Source organism: Streptomyces sp. NPDC041191 (assembly GCF_055591945.1).
Genome location: NZ_JBVIZC010000007.1, coordinates 100154 through 126481, shown reverse-complemented (window position 1 = coordinate 126481; position 26328 = coordinate 100154). Strand labels below are relative to the sequence as shown.

Here is a 26328-nt window from a genome sequence, read left to right as displayed (position 1 = left end):
TGTCGCCAGCGGCAGGGGCGGTTCGTGCGGGTCGTCGGCGAACGGTCAGCGGGAGCCCTTCGGGTCGAGCGCGTCGCGCACGCCGTCGCCGAAGAGGTTGAACGCCAGGACGGTGATGAAGATCGCGAGGCCGGGGATCACCATGAACAGCGGGTCCGACTCGTAGGTGTTGATGGCCTTGGACAGCATCTGGCCCCAGGAGGCGGTGGGGGGCTTCACACCGGCCCCGAGGAAGCTGAGGGCCGCCTCGGTGAGGATGTTGGTGGGGATCATGAGGGTCGCGTAGACCGTGATCGGCGCCACCAGGTTGGGCAGCAGCTCCTTGCGCAGGATGTAGAGGCGGCCCGCGCCCAGGCTCTGGGCGGCCTCCACGTACTCCCGGTTGCGCAGCGAGAGGGTCTGGCCCCGGACGATGCGGCCGACGTACGGCCAGCCGAAGAAGCCGATCACGACGACGAGGGCGCCGATGCGCACGCCCGAGCCCTCGATCCCGAGGAGTTCGTTGGGCAGCACCGAGACCAGCGCGATCGTGAAGAGCAGCTGCGGGAAGGCGAGCATGACGTCCATGACCCGGCTGAGGGCCGCGTCGATCCAGCCGCCGAAGTAGCCCGCGACGATGCCGAGGACGGTGCCGAGGGCGACCGCGAAGACCGCCGCGAGGAAGGCGACGAGCAGCGAGATCCGGGCGCCGTAGACGATGCGGCTGAAGACGTCGCGGCCGTTGACCGGCTCCACCCCGAGGAGGAAGTCGGAGCTGATGCCGCCCCAGGAGCCGATCGGGGTGCCGAACAGCGGGTCGATCCGATCCTCGTGGAACTCGTCCGGCGGATGGCCGAGGAGACCGACGATGAGCGGCGCGAAGACCGCGACCACGACGAGGAAGAGGACGACGAAGGCGCCGGCGAGGGCGAGCTTGTCGCGCTTGAGGCGGGTCCAGGCGATCTTCCAGGGCGAACGGCCCTGGATCTCCTTGTCGGGGAGGCCGGGGACGCCGGGGGCGGCGGGCGCGCCGTCGACGGTGGCGGTCGACGCACCCGCACTCGTCTCGTGCAGTGGTGCCGTCATCGTGGTGAGGACCCCTCTCGGCCGCCGGTAGCCGGCCCTTGCCCGCCGCGGGTGGCGGCTCGGTGGAACAACCTGCGGGGCACCTGCTCGAAAGGAGCCGGGTACCCGGTGTTCCGGGAGTCTTCAACGCGTTTGTGATCACCCGCCAGACCTGGCGGGGAATGGTTGCCCAAACGTGATGCGGTGCTGTGAATTCCGTTATGCGGACGGCACGCGGACGTGAGCGGACCAACTCGGGTCCTCTTCCCCGCAACCGGACATGTCGCCCAACGCGGCCTTCGACCTCTTGAATTGGGGCGAACGAAGAGCCGGGTCGGTTCCGCCGGGCCGTACGGGGCGGGAGGGGCGTCTCAGTATCCGGACGGAGCCGCCGGCGGGTATCCGTACCCCGGGGCGGCGGAGCCGCGGCCGGCGTGCGCCTCCCGGTCGTAGAAGGGGCGCGCGTTCGCCCGCAGCCAGAGGGCCACCGGGTCGTAGGCGTCGGAGAGGGCGACCGTCGAGACGGGCAGGCCGTCGGGGACGCCGCCGATGGACTGGCGCATCATCGTCCGGACCGTGTCGACGGCCGCCGGGGAGGTGTCGTAGAGGTCGAGCCCGATGACGAGGTACGGGGAGCCGAGCGCGGGCTGCACCCAGCCGCGGCGCAGCGCCCGGACGGCCGGGGTGCGGTGCGCGTTCTGGGTCAGCAGGGCGTAGAACTGGGGGATCTCCAGGGCGGGCTCGGTGACGCGCAGCGGCCCGGCGGGCATCCGGTCGAGGCCGGTGGCGATCCGGCGCAGGTCGGCCCAGGGGATGCCGACCCCGCCGCCGGGGGCGTGCGGGTTGAGCCAGACGCCCCAGCGGTCGGGGTAGAGGGCGCGGGCGATCTCCCGGCCGGTGACGAGTTCGTGGGCGCGGTTCCAGCCGGAGGCGGCGAGCTCCCGGGACGAGGTGACGCACGGCGCGTAGCCGAAGCCGTCGACCTCCATGTTCCCGTACTGGGCGTCGGGCGAGCCGGGCGAGCCCTGCCAGAGCAGCATCGTGAGCTCGCCGTCGGCGAGGGCGTGCAACAGCCCCTCGTACGCGTCGTAGCGTCCGGGTGCCACCTGGCTCAGCGCGTGCTCGACCTTCCCCCGGGCTCCCGGCTCCGCCCGGGCGGAGGAGGCCCCGTTGTCCTCGGCCGTGCCTGACGCGCTCACCCTGGTTCCGCCCCTCTTCCGTCCACCACGTGTGCGCGGCCGCGAGGTCCGCGCGGCCGCCGAGTCAGTTCAGCTTAAACAGGGGGCCGCTCACACGGCGGCGCGCTGGTAGAAGGGCCGCACCCGCTCCACCATCCAGTCCGCGACCGGGTCCTGCGCCAGGTCGAGCAGGATGAGGTTGACCGGCCAGGCCACCTCGACCCGACCGAGGGCGCGGCCGAGGGCGTCCAGGGGCTCGGTGCGGTCGGTGCCCTCCCAGCGGGAGAGCTGGACGCCGACGAAGAGGGCCGGTTCGGCGCCCTCGACGCTGGCGAGGGCGCGGCGGGCGGTGGTGACGATGCCGATGGCCTCGAACTCGGCGGAGGCCGCGGCGAGGAAGTCGACCGGGTCGTCCTGCCAGTCGGGCTCGAAGAGCCGGACGCGGCCGCCGGAGGCGGGCCCGTCGAGCGGGGTCCGGCCGGCGCGGCAGAGTTCGGCCACGGCGGGCGGGAGCAGCGGGACGCCGACGACGCCGCCGGGGTTCACGGCGATGCCGAGCTGCGGGGGCAGGCCGCGCGCGAAGTCGCGGGCGGGGGCGACGGCGAAGGACATGTGGTCGCCGACGCAGGCGCGGAACTGCTGCTCGGAGCTGAAGACGGGGGTGTAGGCCGCGCCGTCGAGCTCCAGGGTGGCGAGGTCCGGGCCGGTGCCGTCGGGGGCGCGGCCGTTGGGCAGGGGCACCCAGACCGGGCTGCGGCCGAGCACCTCGATCAGGCGGCCGCCCGCCCCGGGGTCGCCGAGCGAGGCGGCCAGCACCTCTTCCAGTTCGTTGCCCGGCCACGTCACGTCCACGGTCCCGTTCCCCTCCTCGCGCCGGCCTGCCGCTCCGGCCGCCCGGCAGCACCCTAACGCCGCCCCGGCACCGCCGTGGCCGGAAGGGAGGGGTACGGGCGTCCGGGACCGCCCCCTTCCGGCGGGCGGTCGGTCAGGACGGGCGGGCGGGCAGTCGGTCCGGACGGGCGGTCGGACGGTCGGTCCGGTCGGTCCGGACGGGCGGTCGGACGGGCGGCCCGGACGGACGGCCCCGGCGGCCGGCGGGCGCCCCCGTCAGGCGGCCTCCCGGAAGGTGATCGTCCGCAGGGTGTCGGCGGCGTCCCGGTCGAGGAGGGTCGCCGAGGCGCAGCCGTGCGGCAGCCGCCCCGACTCGACGGCCCTCAGCAACCGGCCGACCGCGCGGCGGTGGCGGGCGAAGGCGTACCCGGAGACGCCCCGGCCCCGGGCGTCCTGGCCCGCCCTCGCGGTGCCCGGGGGGACGTCCAGGAGGAGCAGGTGCAGGGCCCGGCCCCGGCGGCGGGCCTCGCGGGCGAGCCAGCCGCGCACCCAGGACTGGGTCCCGCAGTCGTGCACGATCACGCTCGCGCCGGAGCGCAGGGCGCGGCGCAGCCCGGCGTAGTGCGCGAGCCGGACCAGGGGGCGGTAGACGGCGTACGGCAGGAGCCGGGGCATCCGGGCCTCCCACCGCTCGCGGGCGTCCTGGGAGTCGATGCCGCGCCCTTCGGCGGCCCGCCGCATGAGGGTGGACTTGCCGCTGCCGGGGAGCCCGGAGACGACCACGAGGTCGCCCGGGGCGAAGGCGAGGGTGCGGGGGCCCCGGCCGCCGCGCTCGCGCAGGTCCCGCAGGATCCGGCCCCGCCCCCGGGTCCGGGCACGGGCTCGCCGGGACGGTATGCCGGTACCCGCCGCGCAGGCGCCGGTGTGCTGGATCGTCATCGCGTCTCCCCCTGCCGGGCCTCGGGAGGCCCTTCCCAAGAAGTGTAAAGAAACGGTAATGGGACACAAGCGATTTGCCGCGCCGACACCGCGTGCAATGATGTGCCCGCCAGGACCGGACAGGCCCTGCACGGGCACGATCGCCCTACAACCGCATACCGGCCGCTCGAATCCGCGCGGGAGAGTTCCGGGGCACAGTCTGCGCCCGGACGCCGAAGGAGCAAGACCCTCCCTTGAATCTCTCAGGCCCCGTACCGCGCGGATGAGGCAGATCTGAAAAGCGGGACGCCGTCGCGTCCCCACCCAAGGTGCAAGCCGGGGATGCCCCCGGTGAACCTCTCAGGTTCCATGACAGATGGGGAGGACGTCCTCGCCCGTCATGTCTTCGTCACCGAACGCCCTTGGGACCCGGGAGCCACCCCATGACCACCGCCCCCCGCCTCACCGCCCTCGACGCCCTGCACCGTTCCCTGGGCGCGACCATGACCGACTTCGCGGGCTGGGACATGCCCCTGCGGTACGGCAGCGAGCGCGACGAGCACCACGCCGTCCGCACCCGGGCCGGTCTCTTCGACCTCTCCCACATGGGCGAGATCACCGTCACCGGGCCGCAGGCCGTCGACCTGCTCGACTTCGCCCTGGTCGGCAACATCTCCACGGTGGGCGCCGGCCGCGCCCGGTACACGATGATCTGCCGCGAGGACGGCGGCATCCTGGACGACCTGATCGTCTACCGCCTGGGCGGGACCGGGGCCCCCGAGTACATGGTGGTGGCCAACGCCTCCAACGCCCAGACCGTCCTGGACGTCCTCACCGAGCGCGCGGCCGGCTTCGACGCCGAGGTCCGCGACGACCGCGACGCGTACGCCCTGATCGCGATCCAGGGCCCGGAGTCCGCCGGCGTCCTGAAGTCGGTGACCGACGCCGACCTGGACGGCCTGAAGTACTACGCCGGCCTGCCGGGCACGGTCGCGGGCGTGCCCGCCCTGATCGCCCGCACCGGCTACACCGGCGAGGACGGCTTCGAGCTCTTCCTGAAGCCCGAGCACGCCGAGGGCGTCTGGAAGGCCCTGACCGTGGCGGGCGAGGGCGTCGGCCTGATCCCCTGCGGCCTGTCCTGCCGCGACACGCTCCGCCTGGAGGCGGGCATGCCGCTCTACGGCCACGAGCTGACCACCGGTCTCACCCCCTTCGACGCGGGCCTCGGCCGGGTCGTGAAGTTCGAGAAGCCGGGCGACTTCGTGGGCCGCAAGGCGCTGGAGGCCGCCGCCGAGCGCGCCGAGACCGCCCCGCCGCGCAGGCTGGTCGGCCTGGTCGCCGAGGGCCGCCGGGTCCCCCGCGCCGGCTTCTCCGTCGTCAAGGACGGCGAGGTCGTCGGCGAGGTCACCTCCGGCGCCCCGTCCCCGACCCTCGGGAAGCCGATCGCGATGGCGTACGTGGACGCGGCGCACGCGGAGCCCGGCACGCCGGGCGTGGGCGTGGACGTCCGGGGCACCCACGAGCCGTACGAGGTCGTGGCGCTGCCCTTCTACAAGCGCCGGAAGTGACGCGTCCGTCCCACCCGGCGTCTCACCCCGCAAGACCGACGTTCCTCAGCACTCCCCCGATCCAGGAGAATCAGGTCATGAGCAACCCCCAGCAGCTGCGCTACACCAAGGAGCACGAGTGGCTCTCGGACGCCGAGGACGGCGTCGCGACGGTCGGCATCACGGAGTTCGCGGCCAACGCGCTCGGTGACGTCGTCTACGCCCAGCTCCCCGAGGTCGGCTCCACCGTCACCGCGGGCGAGACCTGCGGCGAGCTGGAGTCGACGAAGTCCGTGAGCGACCTGTACTCCCCCGTCTCGGGTGAGGTCGTCGCCGCCAACCAGGACGTGGTGGACGACCCGTCCCTGGTGAACACGGCTCCGTTCGAGGGCGGCTGGCTGTTCAAGGTGCGCGTCGCGGGTGAGCCGGACGACCTGCTCACCGCCGACGAGTACGCCGCGTTCTCCGCCGGGAACTGAGACCGGGCCCGAGACCCCCTAGGGATCGATTCATGTCGCTTCTGAACACCCCCCTCCACGAGCTGGACCCCGACGTCGCCGCCGCCGTCGACGCCGAGCTCCGCCGTCAGCAGTCCACCCTGGAAATGATCGCCTCGGAGAACTTCGCTCCGGTCGCGGTCATGGAGGCCCAGGGCTCCGTCCTCACCAACAAGTACGCCGAGGGCTACCCGGGGCGCCGCTACTACGGCGGCTGCGAGCACGTCGACGTGGCCGAGCAGATCGCCATCGACCGGATCAAGGACCTGTTCGGCGCCGAGTACGCCAACGTCCAGCCCCACTCCGGCGCCTCCGCGAACCAGGCCGCCCTCTTCGCGCTCGCCCAGCCGGGCGACACGATCCTGGGCCTGGACCTGGCGCACGGCGGCCACCTCACCCACGGCATGCGCCTGAACTTCTCCGGCAAGCAGTTCAACGTGGTCGCGTACCACGTGGACGGGGCCGGTCTGGTCGACATGGCCGAGGTCGAGCGCCTCGCCAAGGAGCACCGCCCGAAGGTGATCATCGCCGGCTGGTCGGCGTACCCGCGCCGGCTGGACTTCGCCGAGTTCCGCCGGATCGCGGACGAGGTCGGCGCCCACCTGTGGGTCGACATGGCCCACTTCGCGGGCCTGGTCGCCGCCGGTCTGCACCCGAACCCGGTCGAGCACGCGGACGTGGTGACCTCCACCACGCACAAGACGCTCGGCGGCCCCCGCGGCGGCGTCATCCTGGCGAAGAAGGAGTTCGCGAAGAAGCTGAACTCCTCGGTCTTCCCCGGTTTCCAGGGCGGCCCGCTGGAGCACGTGATCGCGGCCAAGGCCGTCTCCTTCAAGGTCGCGGCCTCGGAGGAGTTCAAGGAGCGCCAGGAGCGCACCCTGGAGGGCGCCCGGATCATCGCCGAGCGCCTGGTCCAGGACGACGTGACCGCCCACGGCGTCTCGGTCCTGTCCGGCGGCACGGACGTGCACCTGCTCCTGGTCGACCTGCGCGACTCGGAGCTGGACGGCCAGCAGGCCGAGGACCGGCTCCACGAGGTCGGCATCACGGTCAACCGGAACGCGGTCCCCAACGACCCGCGTCCCCCGATGGTCACCTCGGGCCTGCGCATCGGCACGCCGGCGCTCGCGACCCGCGGTTTCGGGGCCGAGGACTTCCACGAGGTGGCGGACGTCATCGCCGAGACCCTGAAGCCGGGCTTCGACGCCGGGAAGGCCGAGGCCCTCAAGGCCCGGGTGACCGCCCTCGCGGACAAGCACCCGCTGTACCCCGGCCTGAAGTGATCCCGCAGTAATTTCGTACGCTTTTGTTCGTACGGACATCCGGGGCACCGCGCACACTGGAACACGGGCGCGGTGCCCCGACCCATGTCCCCCGTCCACGCGCTTTCTGCACCACCCCGGCAGACAACGACGTCCAGCCCCCACAAGGAGTCCTCCCGTGGCCATCTCGGTCTTCGACCTGTTCTCGATCGGCATCGGTCCGTCGAGCTCCCACACGGTGGGCCCGATGCGCGCGGCCCGGATGTTCGCCCGCCGGCTGAAGAACGAGGGCCTCCTCGCCCACACGGCGAAGGTACGGGCGGAGCTGTACGGCTCCCTGGGCGCGACCGGCCACGGCCACGGCACCCCGAAGGCGGTCCTGCTCGGCCTGGAGGGGAACTCGCCCCGCACGGTCGACGTGGAGCACGCGGACGAGGAGTTCGAGCGGATCAGGGCGAGCGGCCGGATCAACCTGCTGGGCGCTCACGAGATCCCGTTCTCGTTCGACGACGACCTGGTCCTGCACCGCCGCAAGGCCCTGCCGTACCACGCCAACGGCATGACGGTCTTCGCGTACGACGCGGAGGGCGGGCTCCTCCTGGAGAAGACGTACTACTCGGTCGGCGGCGGCTTCGTCGTCGACGAGGACGCCGTCGCGGGCGAGAACCCGATCGTCCCGGACGACACCGTCCTGAAGTACCCGTTCCGGACCGGCGACGAGTTGCTGCGCCTCGCCCGGGAGACCGGCCTGTCGATCTCGGCGATGATGCTGGAGAACGAGAAGGCGTGGCGCACCGAGGAGGAGATCCGGGCGGGCCTGCTGGAGATCTGGCGGGTCATGCAGTCCTGCGTCGCGCGCGGCATGTCCCGCGAGGGCATCCTGCCCGGCGGCCTGAAGGTGCGCCGGCGTGCCGCGAACTCCGCCCGCAAGCTGCGCTCCGAGGGGAACCCGGAGGCGCACGCCATGGAGTGGACCACCCTGTACGCGATGGCGGTGAACGAGGAGAACGCGGCGGGCGGCCGGGTGGTCACCGCCCCGACGAACGGCGCGGCCGGCATCATCCCCGCCGTCCTGCACTACTACATGAACTTCGGGGCCGGCAGCGCCTCCCCGGAGGAAAAGGAAGACGGCGTGGTCCGCTTCCTCCTCGCGGCCGGCGCGATCGGCATGCTCTTCAAGGAGAACGCCTCGATCTCCGGCGCCGAGGTCGGCTGCCAGGGCGAGGTCGGCTCGGCCTGCTCGATGGCGGCGGGCGCCCTGGCCGAGGTCCTGGGCGGCTCCCCGGAGCAGGTGGAGAACGCGGCCGAGATCGGCATGGAGCACAACCTGGGCCTGACCTGCGACCCGGTCGGCGGTCTGGTCCAGATCCCCTGCATCGAGCGCAACGGCATGGCGGCGGTCAAGGCGGTCACGGCGGCGAAGATGGCGATGCGCGGCGACGGCAGCCACCTGGTCTCCCTCGACAAGGTCATCAAGACCATGAAGGAGACGGGTGCGGACATGAGCGTGAAGTACAAGGAGACCGCGCGCGGCGGGCTCGCGGTGAACATCATCGAGTGCTGAGGCCCCGGGCGCCGGGCGGCGGTCCTCCGCCCTCCGTCGCAGCGCCGGGGCCCGCCCCGCCGGGCCCCGGACGGGCGACGGCCGCGGGGCGCGCGGCCCGTCCGGGCGGGCGGGTCAGGCCTTGCTGAGGTGCGCCCAGAACTCGTCCCACGACAGCCGGCCGTCGCCGTTGTCGTCGCGCTGCTTGATGAGCGCCTCGGCGACCGTCTCGGTGACGTGGAAGTCGCCCAGCTGCGCCATCACGCTCTTGTACTCCGCGGCGGTGATGAAGCCGTCCCCGTCCACGTCGTACCGGTTGAATGCCGTGCGTGCCGACTCGATGTCCGCCACTGTTTCCGCCCCTTCGTGGTGCTTGTCTGACGGAGGCCAGATTAGCTGGCCCGGGTCCGCCGGATGAGGGGGGTGCGCGCGGCGCGGTGGTACGCGGGGCCCTCCGCCGGGCGGGCCACCGGGGGCGCGGTCCGCGTCCGGGGCGAGGGGGCCTCCGGCGCGGGCGCTCCCGTCCCTTCGCCGGGCGTCCACCATGCGGACATCTCCGGGAAACAACCAGTGAACCGCATAATCATTCATGGTTTTCAAGGTGAGTGCCACACGTCACCAACGATTCACTATTAAAGTGTCCACTTTTGCCAGAGTTTGCCCCACTAGGGCCTTTTGGCAGAAGGGCCCCTGTCTGGCATAGTCGACGACACGGCCCCCATTGACCCGGGCGAGGTCGATACAGCGGCCGTGGATACACCCCCCCGTCCACGGCGCACCACACGGAAGCCCCCAGCAGCCCCACCACGGCGCACGGGGGCTTCCGTGCGTCCGGGCCCCGCCCCGGCCTCCCGGGGACGGCCCCGGGAGCGGCCGGTCAGACGCGGTCCACCACCCGCATCTCGAACCACGTCGTCTTGCCGCGCGGCGCCAGGTCGGCGCCCCACCGGTCCGCGAGCTTGTCCACGAGGAAGAGCCCCCGCCCGCTCGTGTCCAGTTCGTGCACCGGCATCAGACAGGGCAGTCCGCGCGACGGGTCGCGCACCTCCACCCGGATGCAGCCCCGGCGGCGCTGCAGCCGCAGGGCGAAGGCCCGCGCACCGGTGTGCCGGACGGCGTTCCCCACCAGTTCCGAGACGAGCAGGACCGCGTGCTCGGCGATCTGCGGTCCCAGCCCCCACTGGCGCATCACGACGTGCTGCGTCAGTCTGCGGGCCACCCACGCGGACCCGGGCCGGGACCGCAGCCAGACGTCCTCGTCCGCCGGATTGCCGTACGTCTCCACCGCTTCGGCGGCCTGCCGGTCGTCCGCGGTCGGTGACCACCGCGCCGCGGCGCTCGCGCGCTGCCGAGATTGTTCCCTGTCCTCCAGGCCCGCCATGGGTCCCATCATGGCCGCACGGGGCCGCCCCCGGGGGCCGTTCCACCGGAATCGGCCCCGACGGGTGCTCTCCTCCGGGCGGATCAGGCGAACTTCGCCTTCCCCGGCCCCTCCTCGACGAAGCTGCGCATCCCGCGCTCCCGGTCCTCGGTGGCGAACAGGGCCGCGAACCAGGTGCGTTCGATCGCGAGACCGGTGTCGATGTCGGCCTCCAGGCCCTGGTCGACCGCCTCCTTCGCGGCCCGCAGGGCGACGGCCGGCCCCTGCGCCAGCTTCGCGGCCCACGCGTGCGCCTGCCCGTACACCTCGGCGGCCGGGACGACCCGGTCGACCAGGCCGAGGGAGAGGGCCTCGTCCGCCTTCACCATGCGGCCGGTGAAGATGAGGTCCTTGGCCCGGGAGGGGCCGACGAGGCGGGAGAGGCGCTGGGTGCCGCCCGCGCCCGGGATCAGGCCGAGCAGGATCTCCGGCTGGCCGAGCTTCGCGTCGTCGGCGGCGATCCGGTAGTCGGCGCAGAGCGCCAGCTCGCAGCCGCCGCCGAGCGCGTAGCCGGTGATCGCGGCGACGACCGGCTTGGGGATGCGGGCGACGGCGGTGAAGGCGTCCTGGAGGGCGCGCGAGCGCTTGACCATGGCCACGTGGTCCATGACCTGCATCTCCTTGATGTCCGCGCCGGCCGCGAACACCTTCTCGCCGCCGTACAGGACCACGGCCCGCACGTCGTCGCGGTCGGTCGCCTCCTGGGCCAGCTCGCGCAGCCGGTCCTGGGTGGCGACGTCCAGGGCGTTCATCGGGGGACGGTCGAGGCGGATGGTTCCGACGCCTTCGGCGACTTCGAGGTTCACAGTCATGGGAGAAGGTTAGTGGCCGTTAACGACGCGGGACCCGGTGCTGTTGCTCACAGCACCGGGTCCCGCGGAAGGGGTCGGGGAGCGCCTAGGCGATCCACTCCGACCACGGCATGTTCCAGCCGTTGAGGCCGTTGTCCGGCTTGATCACCTTGTCCTTGGAGTTCTTCACGACGATCACGTCACCGATGATCGAGCTGTCGTAGAACCAGGCGGCCGGGGTCGAGCTGTCCCCCGCGCCCCGGGTGTCCGAGAGGCCGACGCAGCCGTGGCTGACGTTCTGCGAGCCGAAGGTGCTCTTCGGGGCCCAGTAGTTGCCGTGCACGAAGGTGCCCGAGGTGGACAGGCGCATCGCGTGCGGCACGTCCTTGATGTCGTACTCGCCGCCGAAGCCGACCGTGGCGCCGTTCATTCGGGTCACCTTGTACTTCTCGCTGATGACCATCTGACCGTTGTACGTGGTCGTGGAGGGCGCGCCCGCCGTGATCGGCAGCGTCTTGACGATCTTCCCGTCGCGCTCGACCTTCATCGTCTTGGCCTCGGCGTCGACCGTGGAGACCTGGCGGCGGCCGATGGTGAAGGTGATCGTCTTCTTCTGCTTGCCGTAGACGCCGGGGCGGCCCTCGACGCCGTCCAGGTTGAGGTGGACCGTCACCTTGGTGCCGGCGGCCCAGTACTTCTCCGGACGGAAGTCGAGGCGGTCGTTGCCGAACCAGTGGCCCTTGATCTCGACGGCCGGCCGGGCCGTCACCTTGATGGCCTTCTCGACGGCCTCGGGGTCGGTGATGCCCCGGGTGAAGTTGATGGAGACCGGCATGCCGACGCCGACGGTCGAACCGTCCTCCGGCGTGTACTGGCCGATGAAGGTGTTCTTCGGGACGAGGGTGGTGAAGGTGGTGTCCTTGGCCGACTCGCGGCCCTCGGCGTCCTTGGCGATGGCGTGGACCTTGTACTGGGTGCCCGCGGCGAGGTGGGCGGTCGGCTGCCAGCTGGCGCCGTCCGCGGTGATCTTCCCCTCGACCGGGGTGCCCTTGGAGTCGGCGACCGTGACCGTGGTCAGCTTGCCCTGCTGGGCGGTGACCTTGAGGACGCCGCTGGTGGCGACCGAGTCGGCACCGTCCTTCGGAAGGACCGTCACGACCGCCCGGGAGGCCGCGTTGTCCTGCTTCCCGCCGTCCTGGGCGGCCGGGCCCCCCTGCCCGGCGCCGCCCGAGGCCGTCCCGCCCCCGCCGCAGGCGGTCAGGGCGAGCAGCAGCACCCCCGCCGCCAGCGCCTTCAGCCGGGCGCCCCCGCGCCGGCCGTGCCGTCCCGTCGCCCCTACCGACGCCTCCGATATCGGCTGCCCGTTCACTGTGGTCGTCTCCCCTCACACGGGCCGGCAACATCACGGCCCCGCCCCCGTGCGCATCCACTCGCGCACACAACGCCAGATAATCACACCGCGGGACACGAAAGATTCCCGGGGATGTCACCGTTCCGTCCCGATCGACGCGCGGGGACGGCGGGGCCGCCGGACGCCGGAAAACGGATCGGTGCGACACGGCGCGGGGCGGGGCGGGGCAGGGCGGGTGCAGAACGGGCCGGGCGGGTCAGCGCAGGGCGGAACCCGCCCTCCACCGGTTCCAGTCCAGGTTCCAGCCGCCGAGCCCGTTGTCGGGACCGACCGTCCGGTCGCGGGAGTTGACCACCTCCACCACGTCGCCGATCAGCGTCCGGTCGAAGAACCAGCCGGCGTGCGACCGCTCGCTGCCGCCCTTCTCGTCCCGGAGCCCCACGCAGCCGTGGCTGACGTTGGCGGCGCCGAAGGTCTCGGGCGGGGCCCAGTAGTTGCCGTGCAGGAAGGTCCCGGACTCGGTGAGCCGCATCGCGTGCGGCACGTCCTTGATGTCGTACTCGCCGCCGAAGCCGACCGTGGCGCCGTTCATCCGCGTCACGTCGTACAGCTCGGTGACGACCATCTTCCCGTTGTACGTGGTGGTCTTCGGCGCCCCGGCGGTGACGGGCAGCGTGGCCAGGAGCTCGCCGTCCCTGCGCACCTCCATGGTGTGGGCGGCGGCGTCCACCACGGAGACCTGGGAACGGCCGACGGTGAAGCCGACCTCCTTGCGCTGGATGCCGTACACGCCGGGGGCGCCCTCCACGTCCCGCAGGTCCAGCGCGACGGTGACCCGCGTGCCGGGGGCCCAGTACTTCTCCGGGCGGAAGTCGAGCCGTTCCCCGCCGAACCAGTGACCGACGACCTCCACGGGCGGCTCCGAGGTGATCCGGACGGCGCGCTCGACGGCGGCGCGGTGCGTCACGGGGCGGTTGAAGGAGAAGGAGACGATCATGCCGGTGCCGACCGTGGAGCGGTTCTCCGGTGTGAAGTAGCCGATGAAACGGGACGCGGGCACCGCGGTGGTGAAGGTGGTGTGACGGGCCGAACGGCGCGCGCGGGCGTCGAGCGCGACCGCGTCCACGCTGTACTTGGCGGCCGGGGCGAGCCGTGTTCCCGGCCGGGGCCGCCAGCGCAGCCCGTCCGCGGAGACCTCCCCGGCGACCTCGGTCCGCCGCCCGTCCTCGACCCGGGCGACGGTCACCCGTTCGAGCCGTCCGTCGTCCACCCGCACCTCGACCGCGGTCCCGGCCGGGACCGCGCGACTGCCGTCCTCCGGACTCACCCGGATGGCGTCGCCGGGGGCCCGCCCCTTGCCCGGCGAGAAGGGGCCGGTGCCCCCGCCGCCGTCCGCTCCGGCGCAGCCGGCGAGGCCCGCCACCAGTCCCGTCACCGCGAGGGCGCGTACCGCCCGTCTCCATACAGATCTCACTCCCGGCCCAACGACCGCCACCGCCGGGGGAAACGTGCGTGCGGGTCATGTTGGGAGCGCGGCCGGACGGGCAGAACAGGAGGAGAACCGCACCCGGGGAGCGGCGGCCGGGACGCCGCCGGTCCCCGGGCGCGGTCCCGACGGAGCCGCGGGAGGCCGGACGGTGGCGAGCGCAGCCGAGCAGGAGGCCGTACAGGAGCATGTGCCGGAGCGGGCGGGGCCACCCGTGTGGCCGGGGGCGCCGACGCCCCTCGGCGCCCGCTGCCGGACCGGCCCCGACGGGACGGAGGGCACCAACTTCGCCCTGTGGGCGGGCGGGGCGGAGGCCGTCGAGCTGTGCCTGTTCGACGCGGACGGCACGGAGCGGCGGCTGCCGCTGACCGAGCTGACCCACGAGATCTGGCACGGCTTCGTGCCCGGGGCCGGTCCGGGACAGCGCTACGGCTACCGGGTGCACGGCCGCTGGGACCCGTGGACGGGTGCCCGCTGGAACCCGGCGAAGCTGCTCCTCGACCCGTACGCGCGGGCCGTCGACGGCGAGTTCGCCCTTCCCCCCGAGGTGTACGGGCACGTCCGGGACTGGCCGCAGCAGCACGTGGCCGACACCGTGCGCGACGAGCGGGACTCCGCCCCGTACGTGCCGAAGGGGGTCGTCGTCCACGACGACGACGACTGGTCCGACGACCGCAGGCCCAAGACGCCCTGGCAGGACTCGGTCATCTACGAGGTGCACGTCAAGGGCTTCACCCAGCTGCACCCGGGCGTCCCCGAGCACCTGCGCGGCACGTACGCGGGCCTGGCGCACCCGGCCGCGGTCGACCACCTCGTGCGGCTCGGGGTGACGGCGGTCGAGCTGCTGCCGGTGCACCAGTTCGCGCACGAGGACCACCTGCTGCGCCGGGGGCTGCGCAACTACTGGGGGTACAACTCCGTCGGCTACTTCGCGCCGCACGCGGGCTACTCCTCCTCGGGGACGGCCGGGCAGCAGGTCGGCGAGTTCAAGCGGATGGTGCGGGCGCTGCACGCGGCCGGGATCGAGGTGATCCTCGACGTGGTCTACAACCACACGGCGGAGGCGGGCGAGCTGGGCCCGACCCTCTCCCTGAAGGGCATCGACAACCGGGCCTACTACCGGCTCCAGTCCGACGCACGCCGGTACGCCGACTACACGGGCTGCGGCAACACCCTGCACGTCGTGCGGCCGCAGGTGCTGCGGCTCATCACCGACAGCCTGCGCTACTGGGTGACCGAGATGGGGGTGGACGGCTTCCGCTTCGACCTGGCGGCGGCGCTCGCCCGGTCCTTCCACGACGTGGACATGCTCTCGCCCTTCCTGGCGGTCATCGCCCAGGACCCGGTGCTGCGGCGGGTCAAGCTGATCGCGGAGCCGTGGGACGTGGGCAACGGCGGCTACCAGGTCGGGGCGTTCCCGCCGCTGTGGACCGAGTGGAACGACCACTACCGGGACACGGTGCGGGACTTCTGGCGGGGCGCGCTGCCCGACGTCCGGGACCTCGGCTACCGGCTCTCCGGCTCCAGCGACCTGTACGCCTGGGGCGGGCGGCGGCCGTACGCCTCCGTCAACTTCGTCACCGCCCACGACGGCTTCACCCTGCGGGACCTCGTCACGTACGAGCGCAAGCACAACGAGGCCAACGGCGAGGGGAACCGGGACGGCACCCACGACAACCGTTCCTGGAACTGCGGCGCCGAGGGCGAGACCGACGACCCGGAGATCGGGGCGCTGCGGCTGCGCCAGCAGCGCAACCTGCTCACCACCCTGCTCCTGTCAACCGGGGTCCCGATGCTGGTCGCCGGGGACGAGATGGGCCGCACCCAGGGCGGCAACAACAACGCCTACTGCCAGGACAACGAGACCGGGTGGCTCGACTGGTCGCTGCCCGAGGACCCCGGGCGCGGTCAGCTCCTCGCCCTGTCCCGGCGGCTGCTCGCGCTGCGCCACCGCCATCCGGTGCTGCGCCGCCGGGCCTTCTTCTCCGGCCGCCCGCAGCGTGCGGACGGGCTGCGGGACCTGGCCTGGTTCACCGCCGGGGGCACCGAGATGACGGAGGAGGACTGGTACGCGCCCACCGCCACGCTCGGCCTCTACCTGTCGGGCCGGGACATCCCGGGCCGGGACGCGCGGGGCGAGCGGATCGCCGACGACAGCTTCCTCGCCGTCCTGCACGCCGGCCACCGGCCGCTGGACTTCCGGCTGCCGGGACCGCCGTGGGCGGAGTCGTACGAACTCGTCGTGGACACGGCCCGGGAGGACCAGTCCGGGGCGCCGGGCACGGTCCACCGGGGCGGGGAGACGCTCGCGGTGGGGGCCCGGTCGGTGGTGCTGCTGCGGGTGGCGCGGTAGGGGACCACGAGGGGCCCCGGGCGCTCAGGAGCGGCCCAGGATGCCCCGGTCGTAGCCGGCGGCGACGGCGGCCGCCCGGTCCTTGACGCCCAGTTTGGCGTAGATGTGGGTGAGGTGGGTCTTGACGGTGGCCTCGCTGATGAAGAGCTCGGCGGCGACGGCCCGGTTGCCGGTGCCCCTGGCGACGAGGGCGAGGACCTCGGTCTCGCGGGCGGAGAGGGTGGTGTCGGCGGGCGGGGCGGCGGGGGCGCGGACGGCGGTGACGAGCCGGGAGGCGACGGCCGGGGAGAGGACGGTGCGGCCCTCGGCGGCGGCCCGCACGGCCGCGAACAGTTCCTCGCGCGGGGCGTCCTTGAGCAGGTAGCCGGTGGCCCCGGCCTCGATGGCCGGGAGGGTGTCGGTGTCCGTGTCGTACGTGGTGAGGACGAGGACCCGGGAGCGGGCGCCGTGCCGGGTGAGCGCGGCGATGGCGTCGACGCCGCCGCCGCCCGGCATCCGCAGGTCCATGAGGACCACGTCGGGGTCGAGTTCCAGGGCGAGTTCGACGCCCCGCACGCCGTCGGGGGCCTCGCCGAGGACGCGGAATCCGGAGTCCCCGGCGGCGAACATGCCGCGCAGGCCGTCCCGTACGACGGGGTGGTCGTCGACGATCAGCAGGGTGATGTCGGTCATGGTGTGGCCAACGGTACGCGGGCGGAGACCGCCGTGCCCTCGCCGGGGGCGGTCTCGACGGTGACGGTGCCGGTGAGGCGTTCGGCGCGGGCCCGCATGCCGTCGAGCCCGAACCCGCCCTCGCCGGTGCCCCGTCCGGGACGGGCGAGCGGGTCGAAGCCGCGGCCGTCGTCCCGCACGTCCAGGGTGATCTCGTCGCCCATGTAGGAGAGGGTGACGCCGGCGCGGGCGGCACCGGAGTGGCGGGCGGTGTTGGACAGGGCCTCCTGGGCGATCCGCAGGAGGGTGGCGGCGACCTCGTCGTGGAGCGGTGCCTCGGTGCCGGTGACGGTGAAGCGGGCGTCGACGCCGGTGCGTTCGGCCCACTCCTCGACGGTCCTGCGCAGCGCCCCGGGGAGGGTGTCGTGCTCCAGGGCGACGGGGCTCAGGTTCCGCACGGAGCGGCGGGCCTCGCCGAGGCTGTGCCGGGCGAGGCCGGCGGCGCGCCTCAGATGGGTCTCGGCGCTTTCCCGGTCGGGGGCGGCGGAGGCGGCCTGGAGCTGGGTGACGACCCCGGTGAGGCCCTGGGCGATGGTGTCGTGGATCTCGGCGGCGAGCCGGCGCCGCTCGTCGGCGATCCCGGCCTCCCGTGCCTGGAGGAGGAGCTGGGCCTGGAGGGCGGCGTTCTCGGCGAGGGCCTGTTCGAGGCGGCTGTTGGCGCGGCCGAGTTCCGCGATGGTGGCGGCGCGCTCGGCGGCCTTCTCGGTCTCCTTCGTGCCGAGGTGGGAGAAGCCCACGGCCAGGCAGGCGTTCAGGGCGAACAGGCCCCCGAAGGCGAGCCAGTGCACCGGGGTGGCGGGCGGCAGGCCGCCGGACTGGGAGCCGGCCATGGTGACGGCCACCAGGAGGAGCCCGGCGTGCGCGAGGCGGCGGGGCAGCAGGTGGACGGCGTCGAAGTAGCCGACGCAGGCGTAGATCGCGAAGAAGGGGTTGAGCCAGGTCAGCGCGAAGGCCAGGGCGGTGCGGAGCACGAAGTGGGCGGTGGAGGCGGGGCCCGGGGCCCCGGGCACGAGCACGGGCCCGGCGCAGGGCCGCTCGGGTCCCCACCCGGCGGTCGCGACCAGCCGGGCGCAGCGGCGGTCCCAGACCGCGTGGAGGAGGAGCGCCGCCACCACCAGGACCCCGGCCGCCGCCTTCTCCGCGCGGTCCATCAGCGCGTCGCCCGACGCCCCCGCGATCGCGGTGCCGACGCCGAGCAGGGCGTACGGTCCCCAGCGGAAGAACTGGCGCCAGCGCTCCTCGACGGTGGTCGGCATCGCTCCTCCCCTTCCCCTTCGCGGTCGTTCGCGGCCGGCGGCCGGCGGCCGTCATGCGTGGCCGGCGGTCATTCCCAGCGGAACCAGCGCACCGAGGCGCCGGTCAGCACGGCCGTCCACAGGAGCATCGTCCCGAGCGCGGTCCAGCCGGGCCACCCGCCCGAGGCGGCCGCGTCGAGGGCCCGGGACGCGGCGCCGAACGGGGTGAGGCCGACGATCCGCTGCAGGGTATCGGGCATGGCCTGGACCGGCACCCAGACCCCGGCGGTGAACATGGTGGGGAAGAAGACGACGGAGCCGACGGCGGTGGCGGCCTTCTGCGTACGGGAGACGGCGCACACGGCCGCGCCGAGCGCGAGGCCGCCGGCGACGGCGAGCAACAGGGCGATCAGGTACCCGGCCGGGTTCTCCGGCAGGGCGACGCCGAAGGCGAGGCGGCCGACCGTGATCACGAGGAGCGAGGAGACCAGCGCGGCGACGGCGTGCAGCGCGAGCTGGGCGGTGAGCAGGGAGGCGGGCCGTACGGGGGTGGTGGACATCCGGCGCAGGATGCCGCGCTCGCGGTAGCCGGACAGGACCGGGGGCATGGCCTGGAGCCCGGCCATGATGAGCGCGAAGAGGACGGAGACGGGGACGTAGAGGTCGATGACGCGGCGCCCCCCGAGGTCCTCGGACGCCTCCCGGAAGGAGGGGATCAGGCCGAGGACCACGAACAGGACGGTCGGCGAGAGCACCACCCAGAACAGGGAGCCGGGTTCGCGGGCGAAGAGGCGCGCCTCGGTCCTCAGGACGGTGGCGGTGGCGGTGGCGCCGAAGGGGCGCGCGGGGAGGGGCGTGCTCATCGGTGGTCGGTTCCCGTCAGGTCGAGGTAGGCGTCGTCGAGGGTGGCGTCGGCGACCCGGAGCCCGCGGGCCGTGACGCCGTGGCGGGCGAGGAGGGAGACGAAGGCGGCGACGGTCTCGTCGGTGCCGCCGACGGCCGTCCGGCCGTCGGCCGTCGTGACGGAGGCGGCTCCCGGCAGGGCCCGCAGCTCCGCCGGGTCGAGGGGGGTGTCGGCGGCGAAGGAGATCTCCTTGGCGGTGGCGGTGCGCCCGATCAGCCCGTCGGGGGTGTCGAGGGCGGTGATCCGGCCCCGGTCGAGGACGGCGATCCGGTCGCAGAGGCGCTGGGCCTCCTCCATGAAGTGGGTGACGAGCAGGACGGTCGCCCCGGTGTCCCTGACCGTCTCCACGAGCGCCCACACGTCGCGCCGGGCGCGCGGGTCGAGGCCGGTGGTGAGTTCGTCCAGGACGACGACCCGGGGACGTCCGATCAGCGCGAGGGCGACGAACAGCCGCTGCTTCTGCCCGCCGGACAGCTTCCCGAAGCGGACTCCGAGGTGCGGCAGGAGTCCGAGCCGTTCGGCCAGCCCGCGCGGGTCGGCGGGCCGCTCGTGGAAGGAGGCGTACAGGGCGAGCGCCTCACGGACGGTCAGCTTGGGCTGGAGTTCGCTCTCCTGGAGCTGGACCCCGAGGAGCCGGGTGACCTCGGCGCGCCGGACGGCGGGGTCGTACCCGCAGACGCGCACACTTCCCTCGTCGGGGGACCGCAGCCCCGCGACGCACTCCGCGGTGGTGGTCTTGCCGGCGCCGTTGGGGCCGAGGATCCCGAAGACCTCCCCCTCGCCGACCTCGAAGGAGACCCCGTCGACGACCTTCCGGCCGCCGTAGGTCTTGCGCAGTCCCCGCACGTCGATCGCTGTCGTCGTCATGCCCCGAGGGTCCCGGACCGGGCCGCCCGCCGGCATCGGCCGATCCGCCCGTACCCGCGGTCAACCGATCGGTTGACCGCGGGTACGACTCCGGGGCGGCGGAAGGGCCGGAAAACCGGGTGAGCCGTGTCAGTGGTGAACCGTAAGGTCGGACCTGATGCCCGAGAAACCCTTCCCCCCAGCGAAGTCCCCCGACCGTTCGGCGGTGCGCGTCCTGCTCCGCCTGTGGCCGTACGTGCGCCCCGTGCGGAAGCGGTGGATCACGGCCGCCCTCGTCGCCGTGGTCGCCTCCTGCCTGTCGCTCGTCATCCCGCTCGTCCTGAAGTGGATGGTGGACGGGCCGGTCGCGGACCGGGACCCCGGGGGCGTGTGGCTGGGCGCGCTGTACCTGCTGCTGCTCGGGGTCGCGGAAGCCGCGCTGTTCGGCTTCCGCCGCTGGCTGGTCGCGCGGCCGCTCGCCGGGGTGGAGGCGCGGATGCGGTCGGAGCTGTACGCCAGGCTCCAGCGGCTGCCGATCGCCTTCCACGACCGGTGGGCGTCGGGCCAGCTCCTCTCGCGCGGGACCACCGACCTGATGCTGGTGCGGATGTTCCTCGCCTTCCCGCTGACCTTCCTCCTCGTCAACGGCGTGACGATCCTCGCGGGGTACGTCCTGCTGCTCGCCCAGGACTGGACGCTCGGCCTGGTGCTCCTGACGCCGGTGCTGCCGCTGGTGGTCCTCTGCTCGCTCTTCGAGAGCCGGTACGGGGTCGCGGCGCGCACGGCGCAGGACCAGGTGGGCGACCTGACGACGGTCGTGGAGGAGAGCGTCCTCGGCATCCGGATCATCAAGGGCTTCGGCCGGCACCGCAGCCAGGCGCGGGCGTTCCGGGAGCTCTCCGAGCGCCTGCGGGGCACCGAGCTGGTCAAGGCCCGGCTGCTCGCCACGATCTGGGCGGTCATCACCGTCGTGCCGGAGCTGGCCATCGGGGCGGCGCTCGTCCTCGGCACGGTGCGGGTCGCGGACGGGGAGCTGTCGGCGGGCACGCTGGTCGCGTTCCTGACGACGGCGCTCGCGCTGCGCTGGCCGGTGGAGTCGATCGGTTTCCTCCTCGCGATGAGCCAGGAGGCGGTGACCGCCACCGAGCGGTACTTCGAGGTGATGGACGCCGAGGAGGAGTCGGACCCGGCCCCGGCGGACGCCGTGCCGGCCGGGGGGCCGAAGGACGGGCCGGCCGGGGGCCCGGACGGGGTGCGCTTCGAGAACGTGTCGTTCCGCCACCCGGACGCCCCGGAGGACGCGCCCCCGGTCCTGGACGGCGTCGACCTGCACATCCGCCCCGGCGAGACGCTGGCCCTGGTCGGCGGGACGGGTTCGGGCAAGACCACCCTCACCTCCCTCGTGCCCCGCCTGCACGAGGTGACCGGCGGACGCATCCTCCTCGACGGCGAGGACATCGCGCTGATGGGGCGGGAGCGGCTGCGGTCCCTGGTGTCGGTGGCCTTCGAGGAGCCCACCCTGTTCTCCGCCGGTGTCGGCGAGAACGTCCTGATGGGGGCCGGGGAGGGAGCCGGCGAGCCGGAGCTGCGGCGCGCCCTCGCCGTGGCGCAGGCGGACGGCTTCGTGGACCGGCTGCCCGAGGGCGCGGCGACCCGGGTCGGCGAGCAGGGCCTGAGCCTGTCGGGGGGCCAGCGGCAGCGGCTCGCCCTGGCGCGCGCGGTGGTCGGCAGGCCGCGCTTCCTGATCCTGGACGACCCCCTCTCCGCCCTCGACGTGCACACGGAGGCACGGGTGGAGGCGGCCCTGCGGGAGGTGCTGCGGGAGACGACGGCCCTGGTGGTGGCACACCGCCCGTCGACGGTGATGCTGGCCGACCGGGTCGCCCTGCTGTCCGGGGGCCGGATCGCGGCCGTGGGCACCCATCAGGAACTGCTGCGTGACAGCGAGGAGTACGCCTGGCTGATGTCGGGCGGGAAGGAACGGCGATGACGGACACCACGCTCACGGGGCCCCCCGCCGTCGCCCCGCCGGAGGAGACGGACCGCTTCGACCGCGACGACCTGCCGGCTCCCCGGGGGGCGACGGGCGCCCTGCTCCGCTCGCTCCTGTCCGCGCACCGGACACGGGTCGTGGTCGCCTCGCTGGTCCTCCTCGTCAAGGAGGCGGCGGTGCAGGCGGGCCCGCTGCTCGTCGCGTACGCCATCGACCGGGGCGTCCCGGCCTTCCGGGCCGGCGACCGCGGCCCCGTGATCGCCGTGGCGGTCGGCTACCTCCTCTGCGCGGCCCTCGGGAGCCTCCTCCAGTACGCCTTCGTCCGGGGGGCGGCCCGGATCAACCAGGACGTCCTGCTCGACCTGCGCGGCCGGATCTTCCGGCACGCGCAGCTGCTGAGCGTCGACTTCCACGAGCGCTACACCTCGGGCCGGCTGATCTCCCGCTCCACCACGGACGTCGAGTCGCTGCGGGAATTGCTCTCGGAGGGCCTCCAGGAACTGATCGGCGTGGTCCTCTCCTTCGTCTCGATCACGCTGATCCTGCTCTGGCTGGACCTGGGGATCGGGGCGGTGGCGACGGCCTCCTTCGTCCCCCTGTACCTGCTCGTACGGCTCTACCGCCGGCGCGCGGGCCGGGCGTACGGCGAGCGGTCCACGGCCATGGCGGGCGTGATCGTGAAGTTCGCGGAGACGATGAACGGCATCCGTCCGGTCAGGGCGTTCCGCCGCGAGCGGGCCAACGACGCCGAGTTCGCCGCGCTCAACCACCGGCACGAGCGGAGCAACGGCGACGCGCTCCTGGAGATGGCCCGCTACGTCGTCGGCTCGCGCCTGGTGGCGAACACGGCGGTGGCCGGAATGTGCCTCTGGGGTGCGTACCGGGTCGCGGAGGGCTCGCTCGAACTGGGCGTCCTGGCGGCGGCCGTGCTCTACGTGCGGCGCCTGTACGACCCGATCGACCGGCTGGCCATGTTCCTCAACTCGTACGAGTCGGCGGTGGCCTCCCTCACCAAGATCGCCGGCCTCCTCGCCCAGGAACCGGGCATCCCGGAGACGACCGCCCCGCGCGAACTCCCGCACCGTCCGGGCGCTCCCGGCCGGGAGGTGGTCTTCGACGGGGTGCGGTTCGCGTACCGCACCGGGGGCGAGGTCCTCCCCCGCTTCGACCTGACGATCCCGGCGGGCCAGACGGTGGCGGTGGTGGGGGCGACGGGCGCGGGCAAGTCGACCCTCGTGAAGCTCCTGGCCCGCTTCTACGACCCGACGGGCGGCCGCGTCCTGCTCGACGGGGTGGACCTCCGCGACCTGACCGTCCCGGACCTCCGGCGCGGGATCGTCATGGTGACGCAGGAGGCGTTCCTGTTCTCGGGGACGGTGGCGGAGAACATCGCGATCGGCCGCCCGGACGCGACCCGCGAGGAGATCGAGGCGGCGGCGAAGGCGATCGGGGCGCACGACTTCATCGCCGCCCTCCCCGACGGCTACGACACGGACGTGCGCAAGCGCGGTGGCCGGATCTCGGCGGGCCAGCGCCAGCTGGTCGCCTTCGCGCGGGCCCTGCTCGCGGATCCGGCGGTCCTGATCCTGGACGAGGCGACGAGTTCGCTGGACGTGCCGGGCGAGCGGGCGGTGCAGCGGGCGATGGACACGGTCCTGGCGGGCCGTACGGCCGTGATCGTCGCGCACCGCCTGTCCACGGTCGAGGTGGCGGACCGGGTCCTGGTGATGGAGTCGGGCCGGATCGTCGAGGACGGCTCCCCGTCCGACCTGGTCACGGGCGACGGCCACTACGCGGGGCTGCACCGGGCCTGGCGGGACAGCCTGGTGGGCTGACCCGCCGGGGCCGGCCGCCGGGGCCCGGTCGCCGGGGCCGCTCGCCGGAACGGCCCCGGAAGCACGGCTTCCGGGGCCGGACGGCGGCGGACGGCGGTCTCCCCGGACGCGCCCCGCAGGCTGAAGACGGGACTCTCACCGCGCTTTTCGGCCATCTCCCGGGTGCCGGCGGCCCGTATCCGGCGGGCGGGGCGGAAGGCCGGGGTCCGCGTGCCGGGTGGCCGGTGGACTCCCTTGCGAAGAACGGCGGATGACGAACCGTTCATGATCGATGAAACGTCCGCTTAACGAACGCGCGCGTACCGGCAGCGGACGATTTCCGGCCAACTTGCCGTCGCGGTCCTGACAGGTCCCCGTCATTCCTGCGACTCTCTCCCAGGTTCTTCGCACCAACGTTCGCCGCTTCATCCGAACGTGCTCCACAGCTCTCCTTGCTCCGCCCGGCGGACTCACCCAAGCCCGCCGGTACCCCCCTCGCATAAGGAGTCTGCGTGAGATCCACGCCCAGCCGTCGCGCCACCGCGACCGGTGCTTTGATCGCTGCCGCCGCCATGATCGCCGTGAGCGTCCAGACGGGCGCCGCCACCGCGGCGGACTCCCCGTTCGGGGCCGCTCCCCAGGCCCAGCAGGGCACGTCGGCCAACCCCGGCAAGCTCCCGGCCGACCTCACCCCGGCCGAGCGCACCGCGCTCATCAAGGCGGCGGACGCCGACAAGACCGCCACGGCCAAGTCCCTCGGCCTCAACGCCGAGGAGAAGCTGGTCGTCCGCGACGTCGTGAAGGACCGCGACGGCACGACCCACACGCGCTACGAGCGCACCTACGCGGGTCTGCCCGTCCTCGGCGGCGACCTGATCGTCGAGGAGACCGCGGCGGGCGCCACCCGCGGCGTCACCAAGTCCTCACGCGCGGAGCTGAAGAACGTCGACACCACCGCCACGGTGTCCCCGGCCGCCGCCGAGAAGCAGGCCGTCGGCCTCGCCCGCGCGGACGGCTCCGACAAGGCCGAGGCCGACCGCGCCCCGCGCAAGGTCGTCTGGGCCGCCCAGGGCACCCCCGTCCTCGCGTACGAGACCGTCGTCGGCGGCCTCCAGCACGACGGCACCCCGAACGAGCTGCACGTCGTCACCGACGCCAAGACGGGCGCGAAGCTCTTCGAGTGGCAGGGCGTCGAGAACGGCACCGGCAACACGCAGTACAGCGGCCAGGTGACCCTCGGCACCGCGCCCTCGTACACGCTGACCGACACCACCCGCGGCAACCACAAGACGTACAACCTGAACGGCGGCTCGTCCGGCACGGGGACGCTGTTCACCAACACCACCGACGTGTGGGGCAACGGCCTCCCCTCCAACAAGGAGACGGCCGGCGCCGACGCGCACTACGGCGCCGCGCTCACCTGGGACTACTACAAGAACGTGCACGGCCGCACCGGCATCCGCGGCGACGGCGTCGGCGCGTACTCCCGGGTCCACTACGGCAACGCCTACGTCAACGCGTTCTGGCAGGACTCCTGCTTCTGCATGACGTACGGCGACGGCTCGGGCAACGCCAAGCCGCTCACGTCCATCGACGTGGCCGCCCACGAGATGACCCACGGCGTCACCGCCGCCACCGCCAACCTGACGTACAGCGGCGAGTCCGGCGGCCTCAACGAGGCCACCTCCGACATCTTCGCCGCGGCCGTCGAGTTCTACGCCAACAACGCCAACGACAAGGGCGACTACCTCGTCGGCGAGAAGATCGACATCAACGGCAACGGCACCCCGCTGCGCTACATGGACAAGCCGAGCAAGGACGGCTCGTCCAAGGACGCCTGGTACTCGGGCATCGGCAACGTCGATGTCCACTACTCCTCGGGCCCGGCGAACCACTGGTTCTACCTGCTCTCCGAGGGCAGCGGCGCCAAGACCGTCAACGGCGTGAACTACGACTCGCCGACCTCGGACGGCCTGCCCGTCACGGGCATCGGCCGGGACAAGGCCGCGCTGATCTGGTTCAAGGCGCTCACCACCAAGTTCGGCTCCTCGACCAACTACGCCGGCGCCCGCACCGGCACGGTCGACGTGGCCAAGGCGCTCTACGGCGCCACCAGCCCCGAGGTCACGGCCGTCGAGAACGCCTGGGCCGCGATCAACGTCGGCGCCCGTCCCGGCGGCGGCACCCCCGGCGGCAAGGTCTTCGAGAACACCGCCGACGTCTCCATCCCGGACAACGGCGCCGCGGTGACCTCCTCGGTGACCGTCACCGGCGTCACCGGCAACGCCCCCAGCAACCTCGCCGTCGGCGTGGACATCGTCCACACCTACCGCGGCGACCTGATCGTGGACCTCATCGCCCCCGACGGCTCGGTCTACAGCCTCAGCAACCGCTCCGGCGGCAGCGCGGACAACATCGTCCAGACCTACACCGTGAACGCCTCCACCGAGGTCGCCAACGGCGTCTGGAAGCTCCGCGTCCAGGACAAGGCGTCCGCCGACACCGGCTACATCAACGGCTTCAAGCTGACCTTCCCGTAATCCGGGAGGAGAACGCGGAAGCGACCCGACACGACGGACGCCCCGGGGAACATCCCCGGGGCGT

General features: G+C 73.1%; 21 protein-coding genes and 1 riboswitch. Of the genes, 8 read left to right on the top strand and 13 right to left on the bottom strand.

Features of this window, described 5'->3' with window-relative positions:
- Nucleotides 1-45 precede the first annotated feature (45 nt).
- The 4 genes from ACZ6AQ_RS15775 to ACZ6AQ_RS15760 form a co-directional block, all read right to left on the bottom strand.
- Nucleotides 46-1065, bottom strand: a complete 1020-nt coding sequence (locus tag ACZ6AQ_RS15775) for an ABC transporter permease (protein WP_468760313.1) — start codon at nucleotides 1063-1065, stop codon at nucleotides 46-48.
- 350 nt (nucleotides 1066-1415) lie between these two features.
- Nucleotides 1416-2243 (bottom strand): enhanced serine sensitivity protein SseB C-terminal domain-containing protein, encoded by an 828-nt coding sequence (locus ACZ6AQ_RS15770; RefSeq protein WP_388689115.1) that lies wholly within the window; start codon nucleotides 2241-2243, stop codon nucleotides 1416-1418.
- 90 nt (nucleotides 2244-2333) lie between these two features.
- Complete coding sequence (locus ACZ6AQ_RS15765; protein ID WP_388689114.1) at nucleotides 2334-3074, bottom strand: enhanced serine sensitivity protein SseB; 741 nt, start codon at nucleotides 3072-3074, stop codon at nucleotides 2334-2336.
- A 255-nt stretch (nucleotides 3075-3329) separates the two neighbouring features.
- Complete coding sequence (locus tag ACZ6AQ_RS15760) at nucleotides 3330-3992, bottom strand: AAA family ATPase (protein WP_468760312.1); 663 nt, start codon at nucleotides 3990-3992, stop codon at nucleotides 3330-3332.
- A gap of 167 nt (nucleotides 3993-4159) precedes the next feature.
- A riboswitch (glycine riboswitch) is annotated at nucleotides 4160-4259 on the top strand.
- Nucleotides 4260-4414: 155 nt separating this feature from the next.
- Between ACZ6AQ_RS15760 and gcvT the strand changes: the two genes are divergently transcribed.
- The 4 genes from gcvT to ACZ6AQ_RS15740 all read left to right on the top strand — a co-directional run bounded on the left by gcvT (nucleotide 4415) and on the right by ACZ6AQ_RS15740 (nucleotide 8841).
- Nucleotides 4415-5539 carry a glycine cleavage system aminomethyltransferase GcvT gene (gcvT, locus tag ACZ6AQ_RS15755; protein WP_468760311.1) on the top strand — a complete coding sequence of 375 codons (1125 nt, stop codon included), beginning with the start codon at nucleotides 4415-4417 and terminating at the stop codon, nucleotides 5537-5539.
- A 77-nt stretch (nucleotides 5540-5616) separates the two neighbouring features.
- A complete protein-coding gene (gene gcvH / locus ACZ6AQ_RS15750) occupies nucleotides 5617-5997 on the top strand; it encodes a glycine cleavage system protein GcvH (protein ID WP_388689109.1) in 381 nt (126 codons plus the stop codon).
- Nucleotides 5998-6029: 32 nt separating this feature from the next.
- Nucleotides 6030-7298 (top strand): serine hydroxymethyltransferase, encoded by a 1269-nt coding sequence (locus tag ACZ6AQ_RS15745; RefSeq protein WP_468760310.1) that lies wholly within the window; start codon nucleotides 6030-6032, stop codon nucleotides 7296-7298.
- Between the two features lie 157 nt (nucleotides 7299-7455).
- Nucleotides 7456-8841, top strand: coding sequence for an L-serine ammonia-lyase (locus ACZ6AQ_RS15740; RefSeq protein WP_468760309.1), 1386 nt, complete (start codon nucleotides 7456-7458; stop codon nucleotides 8839-8841).
- Between the two features lie 114 nt (nucleotides 8842-8955).
- On the opposite strand, the gene ACZ6AQ_RS15735 is transcribed toward ACZ6AQ_RS15740, so the two are convergent.
- From ACZ6AQ_RS15735 to ACZ6AQ_RS15715, 5 genes are all read right to left on the bottom strand, one after another.
- Nucleotides 8956-9171, bottom strand: a complete 216-nt coding sequence (locus tag ACZ6AQ_RS15735; RefSeq protein WP_030218607.1) for an EF-hand domain-containing protein — start codon at nucleotides 9169-9171, stop codon at nucleotides 8956-8958.
- A 526-nt stretch (nucleotides 9172-9697) separates the two neighbouring features.
- On the bottom strand, nucleotides 9698-10201 hold the full coding sequence (locus tag ACZ6AQ_RS15730; RefSeq protein WP_468760308.1) for an ATP-binding protein: 504 nt from the start codon (nucleotides 10199-10201) through the stop codon (nucleotides 9698-9700).
- Between the two features lie 83 nt (nucleotides 10202-10284).
- On the bottom strand, nucleotides 10285-11052 hold the full coding sequence (locus tag ACZ6AQ_RS15725; RefSeq protein ID WP_468760307.1) for an enoyl-CoA hydratase/isomerase family protein: 768 nt from the start codon (nucleotides 11050-11052) through the stop codon (nucleotides 10285-10287).
- An 85-nt stretch (nucleotides 11053-11137) separates the two neighbouring features.
- On the bottom strand, nucleotides 11138-12400 hold the full coding sequence (locus ACZ6AQ_RS15720) for a L,D-transpeptidase (protein ID WP_468760306.1): 1263 nt from the start codon (nucleotides 12398-12400) through the stop codon (nucleotides 11138-11140).
- 238 nt (nucleotides 12401-12638) lie between these two features.
- Entirely contained in the window at nucleotides 12639-13856 is a 1218-nt protein-coding gene (locus ACZ6AQ_RS15715) for a L,D-transpeptidase (protein ID WP_468760305.1), read from the bottom strand.
- Between the two features lie 163 nt (nucleotides 13857-14019).
- On the opposite strand from ACZ6AQ_RS15715, the gene glgX reads away from it, so the two are divergent.
- On the top strand, nucleotides 14020-16221 hold the full coding sequence (glgX, locus tag ACZ6AQ_RS15710; RefSeq protein ID WP_468760304.1) for a glycogen debranching protein GlgX: 2202 nt from the start codon (nucleotides 14020-14022) through the stop codon (nucleotides 16219-16221).
- Nucleotides 16222-16245: 24 nt separating this feature from the next.
- Here glgX and ACZ6AQ_RS15705 read toward each other — a convergent pair whose 3' ends face one another.
- The 4 genes from ACZ6AQ_RS15705 to ACZ6AQ_RS15690 form a co-directional block, all read right to left on the bottom strand.
- A complete protein-coding gene (locus ACZ6AQ_RS15705) occupies nucleotides 16246-16893 on the bottom strand; it encodes a response regulator (RefSeq protein WP_388689097.1) in 648 nt (215 codons plus the stop codon).
- Entirely contained in the window at nucleotides 16890-18188 is a 1299-nt protein-coding gene (locus tag ACZ6AQ_RS15700; RefSeq protein WP_468760303.1) for a sensor histidine kinase, read from the bottom strand. The genes ACZ6AQ_RS15705 and ACZ6AQ_RS15700 overlap by 4 nt, the downstream gene beginning before the upstream one ends.
- A gap of 68 nt (nucleotides 18189-18256) precedes the next feature.
- Complete coding sequence (locus ACZ6AQ_RS15695) at nucleotides 18257-19030, bottom strand: ABC transporter permease (RefSeq protein ID WP_468760302.1); 774 nt, start codon at nucleotides 19028-19030, stop codon at nucleotides 18257-18259.
- On the bottom strand, nucleotides 19027-19938 hold the full coding sequence (locus ACZ6AQ_RS15690) for an ABC transporter ATP-binding protein (RefSeq protein WP_388689091.1): 912 nt from the start codon (nucleotides 19936-19938) through the stop codon (nucleotides 19027-19029). Before ACZ6AQ_RS15690 ends, ACZ6AQ_RS15695 begins: the two co-directional genes overlap by 4 nt.
- 157 nt (nucleotides 19939-20095) lie before the next feature.
- Here ACZ6AQ_RS15690 and ACZ6AQ_RS15685 point away from each other — a divergent pair, with 157 nt between their 5' ends.
- The 3 genes from ACZ6AQ_RS15685 (at nucleotide 20096) to ACZ6AQ_RS15675 (ending at nucleotide 26264) form a co-directional block, all read left to right on the top strand.
- Nucleotides 20096-21907 (top strand): ABC transporter ATP-binding protein, encoded by a 1812-nt coding sequence (locus ACZ6AQ_RS15685; RefSeq protein WP_468760301.1) that lies wholly within the window; start codon nucleotides 20096-20098, stop codon nucleotides 21905-21907.
- Nucleotides 21904-23745 carry an ABC transporter ATP-binding protein gene (locus ACZ6AQ_RS15680; RefSeq protein ID WP_468760300.1) on the top strand — a complete coding sequence of 614 codons (1842 nt, stop codon included), beginning with the start codon at nucleotides 21904-21906 and terminating at the stop codon, nucleotides 23743-23745. The genes ACZ6AQ_RS15685 and ACZ6AQ_RS15680 overlap by 4 nt, the downstream gene beginning before the upstream one ends.
- Before the next feature lie 491 nt (nucleotides 23746-24236).
- Nucleotides 24237-26264 carry a M4 family metallopeptidase gene (locus ACZ6AQ_RS15675; protein WP_468760299.1) on the top strand — a complete coding sequence of 676 codons (2028 nt, stop codon included), beginning with the start codon at nucleotides 24237-24239 and terminating at the stop codon, nucleotides 26262-26264.
- Nucleotides 26265-26328: the final 64 nt, after the last annotated feature.

What these genes read in the sequence shown, in the direction of transcription:
- ACZ6AQ_RS15775 (WP_468760313.1), bottom strand. Translation starts at nt 1,065, where the DNA reads ATGACGGCACCACTGCACGAGACGAGTGCGGGTGCGTCGACCGCCACC.
- ACZ6AQ_RS15760 (WP_468760312.1), bottom strand. Translation starts at nt 3,992, where the DNA reads ATGACGATCCAGCACACCGGCGCCTGCGCGGCGGGTACCGGCATACCG.
- gcvT (WP_468760311.1), top strand. Translation starts at nt 4,415, where the DNA reads ATGACCACCGCCCCCCGCCTCACCGCCCTCGACGCCCTGCACCGTTCC.
- gcvH (WP_388689109.1), top strand. Translation starts at nt 5,617, where the DNA reads ATGAGCAACCCCCAGCAGCTGCGCTACACCAAGGAGCACGAGTGGCTC.
- ACZ6AQ_RS15745 (WP_468760310.1), top strand. Translation starts at nt 6,030, where the DNA reads ATGTCGCTTCTGAACACCCCCCTCCACGAGCTGGACCCCGACGTCGCC.
- ACZ6AQ_RS15730 (WP_468760308.1), bottom strand. Translation starts at nt 10,201, where the DNA reads ATGGCGGGCCTGGAGGACAGGGAACAATCTCGGCAGCGCGCGAGCGCC.
- ACZ6AQ_RS15725 (WP_468760307.1), bottom strand. Translation starts at nt 11,052, where the DNA reads ATGACTGTGAACCTCGAAGTCGCCGAAGGCGTCGGAACCATCCGCCTC.
- ACZ6AQ_RS15705 (WP_388689097.1), bottom strand. Translation starts at nt 16,893, where the DNA reads ATGACCGACATCACCCTGCTGATCGTCGACGACCACCCCGTCGTACGG.
- ACZ6AQ_RS15700 (WP_468760303.1), bottom strand. Translation starts at nt 18,188, where the DNA reads ATGCCGACCACCGTCGAGGAGCGCTGGCGCCAGTTCTTCCGCTGGGGA.
- ACZ6AQ_RS15695 (WP_468760302.1), bottom strand. Translation starts at nt 19,030, where the DNA reads ATGAGCACGCCCCTCCCCGCGCGCCCCTTCGGCGCCACCGCCACCGCC.
- ACZ6AQ_RS15690 (WP_388689091.1), bottom strand. Translation starts at nt 19,938, where the DNA reads ATGACGACGACAGCGATCGACGTGCGGGGACTGCGCAAGACCTACGGC.
- ACZ6AQ_RS15685 (WP_468760301.1), top strand. Translation starts at nt 20,096, where the DNA reads ATGCCCGAGAAACCCTTCCCCCCAGCGAAGTCCCCCGACCGTTCGGCG.
- ACZ6AQ_RS15680 (WP_468760300.1), top strand. Translation starts at nt 21,904, where the DNA reads ATGACGGACACCACGCTCACGGGGCCCCCCGCCGTCGCCCCGCCGGAG.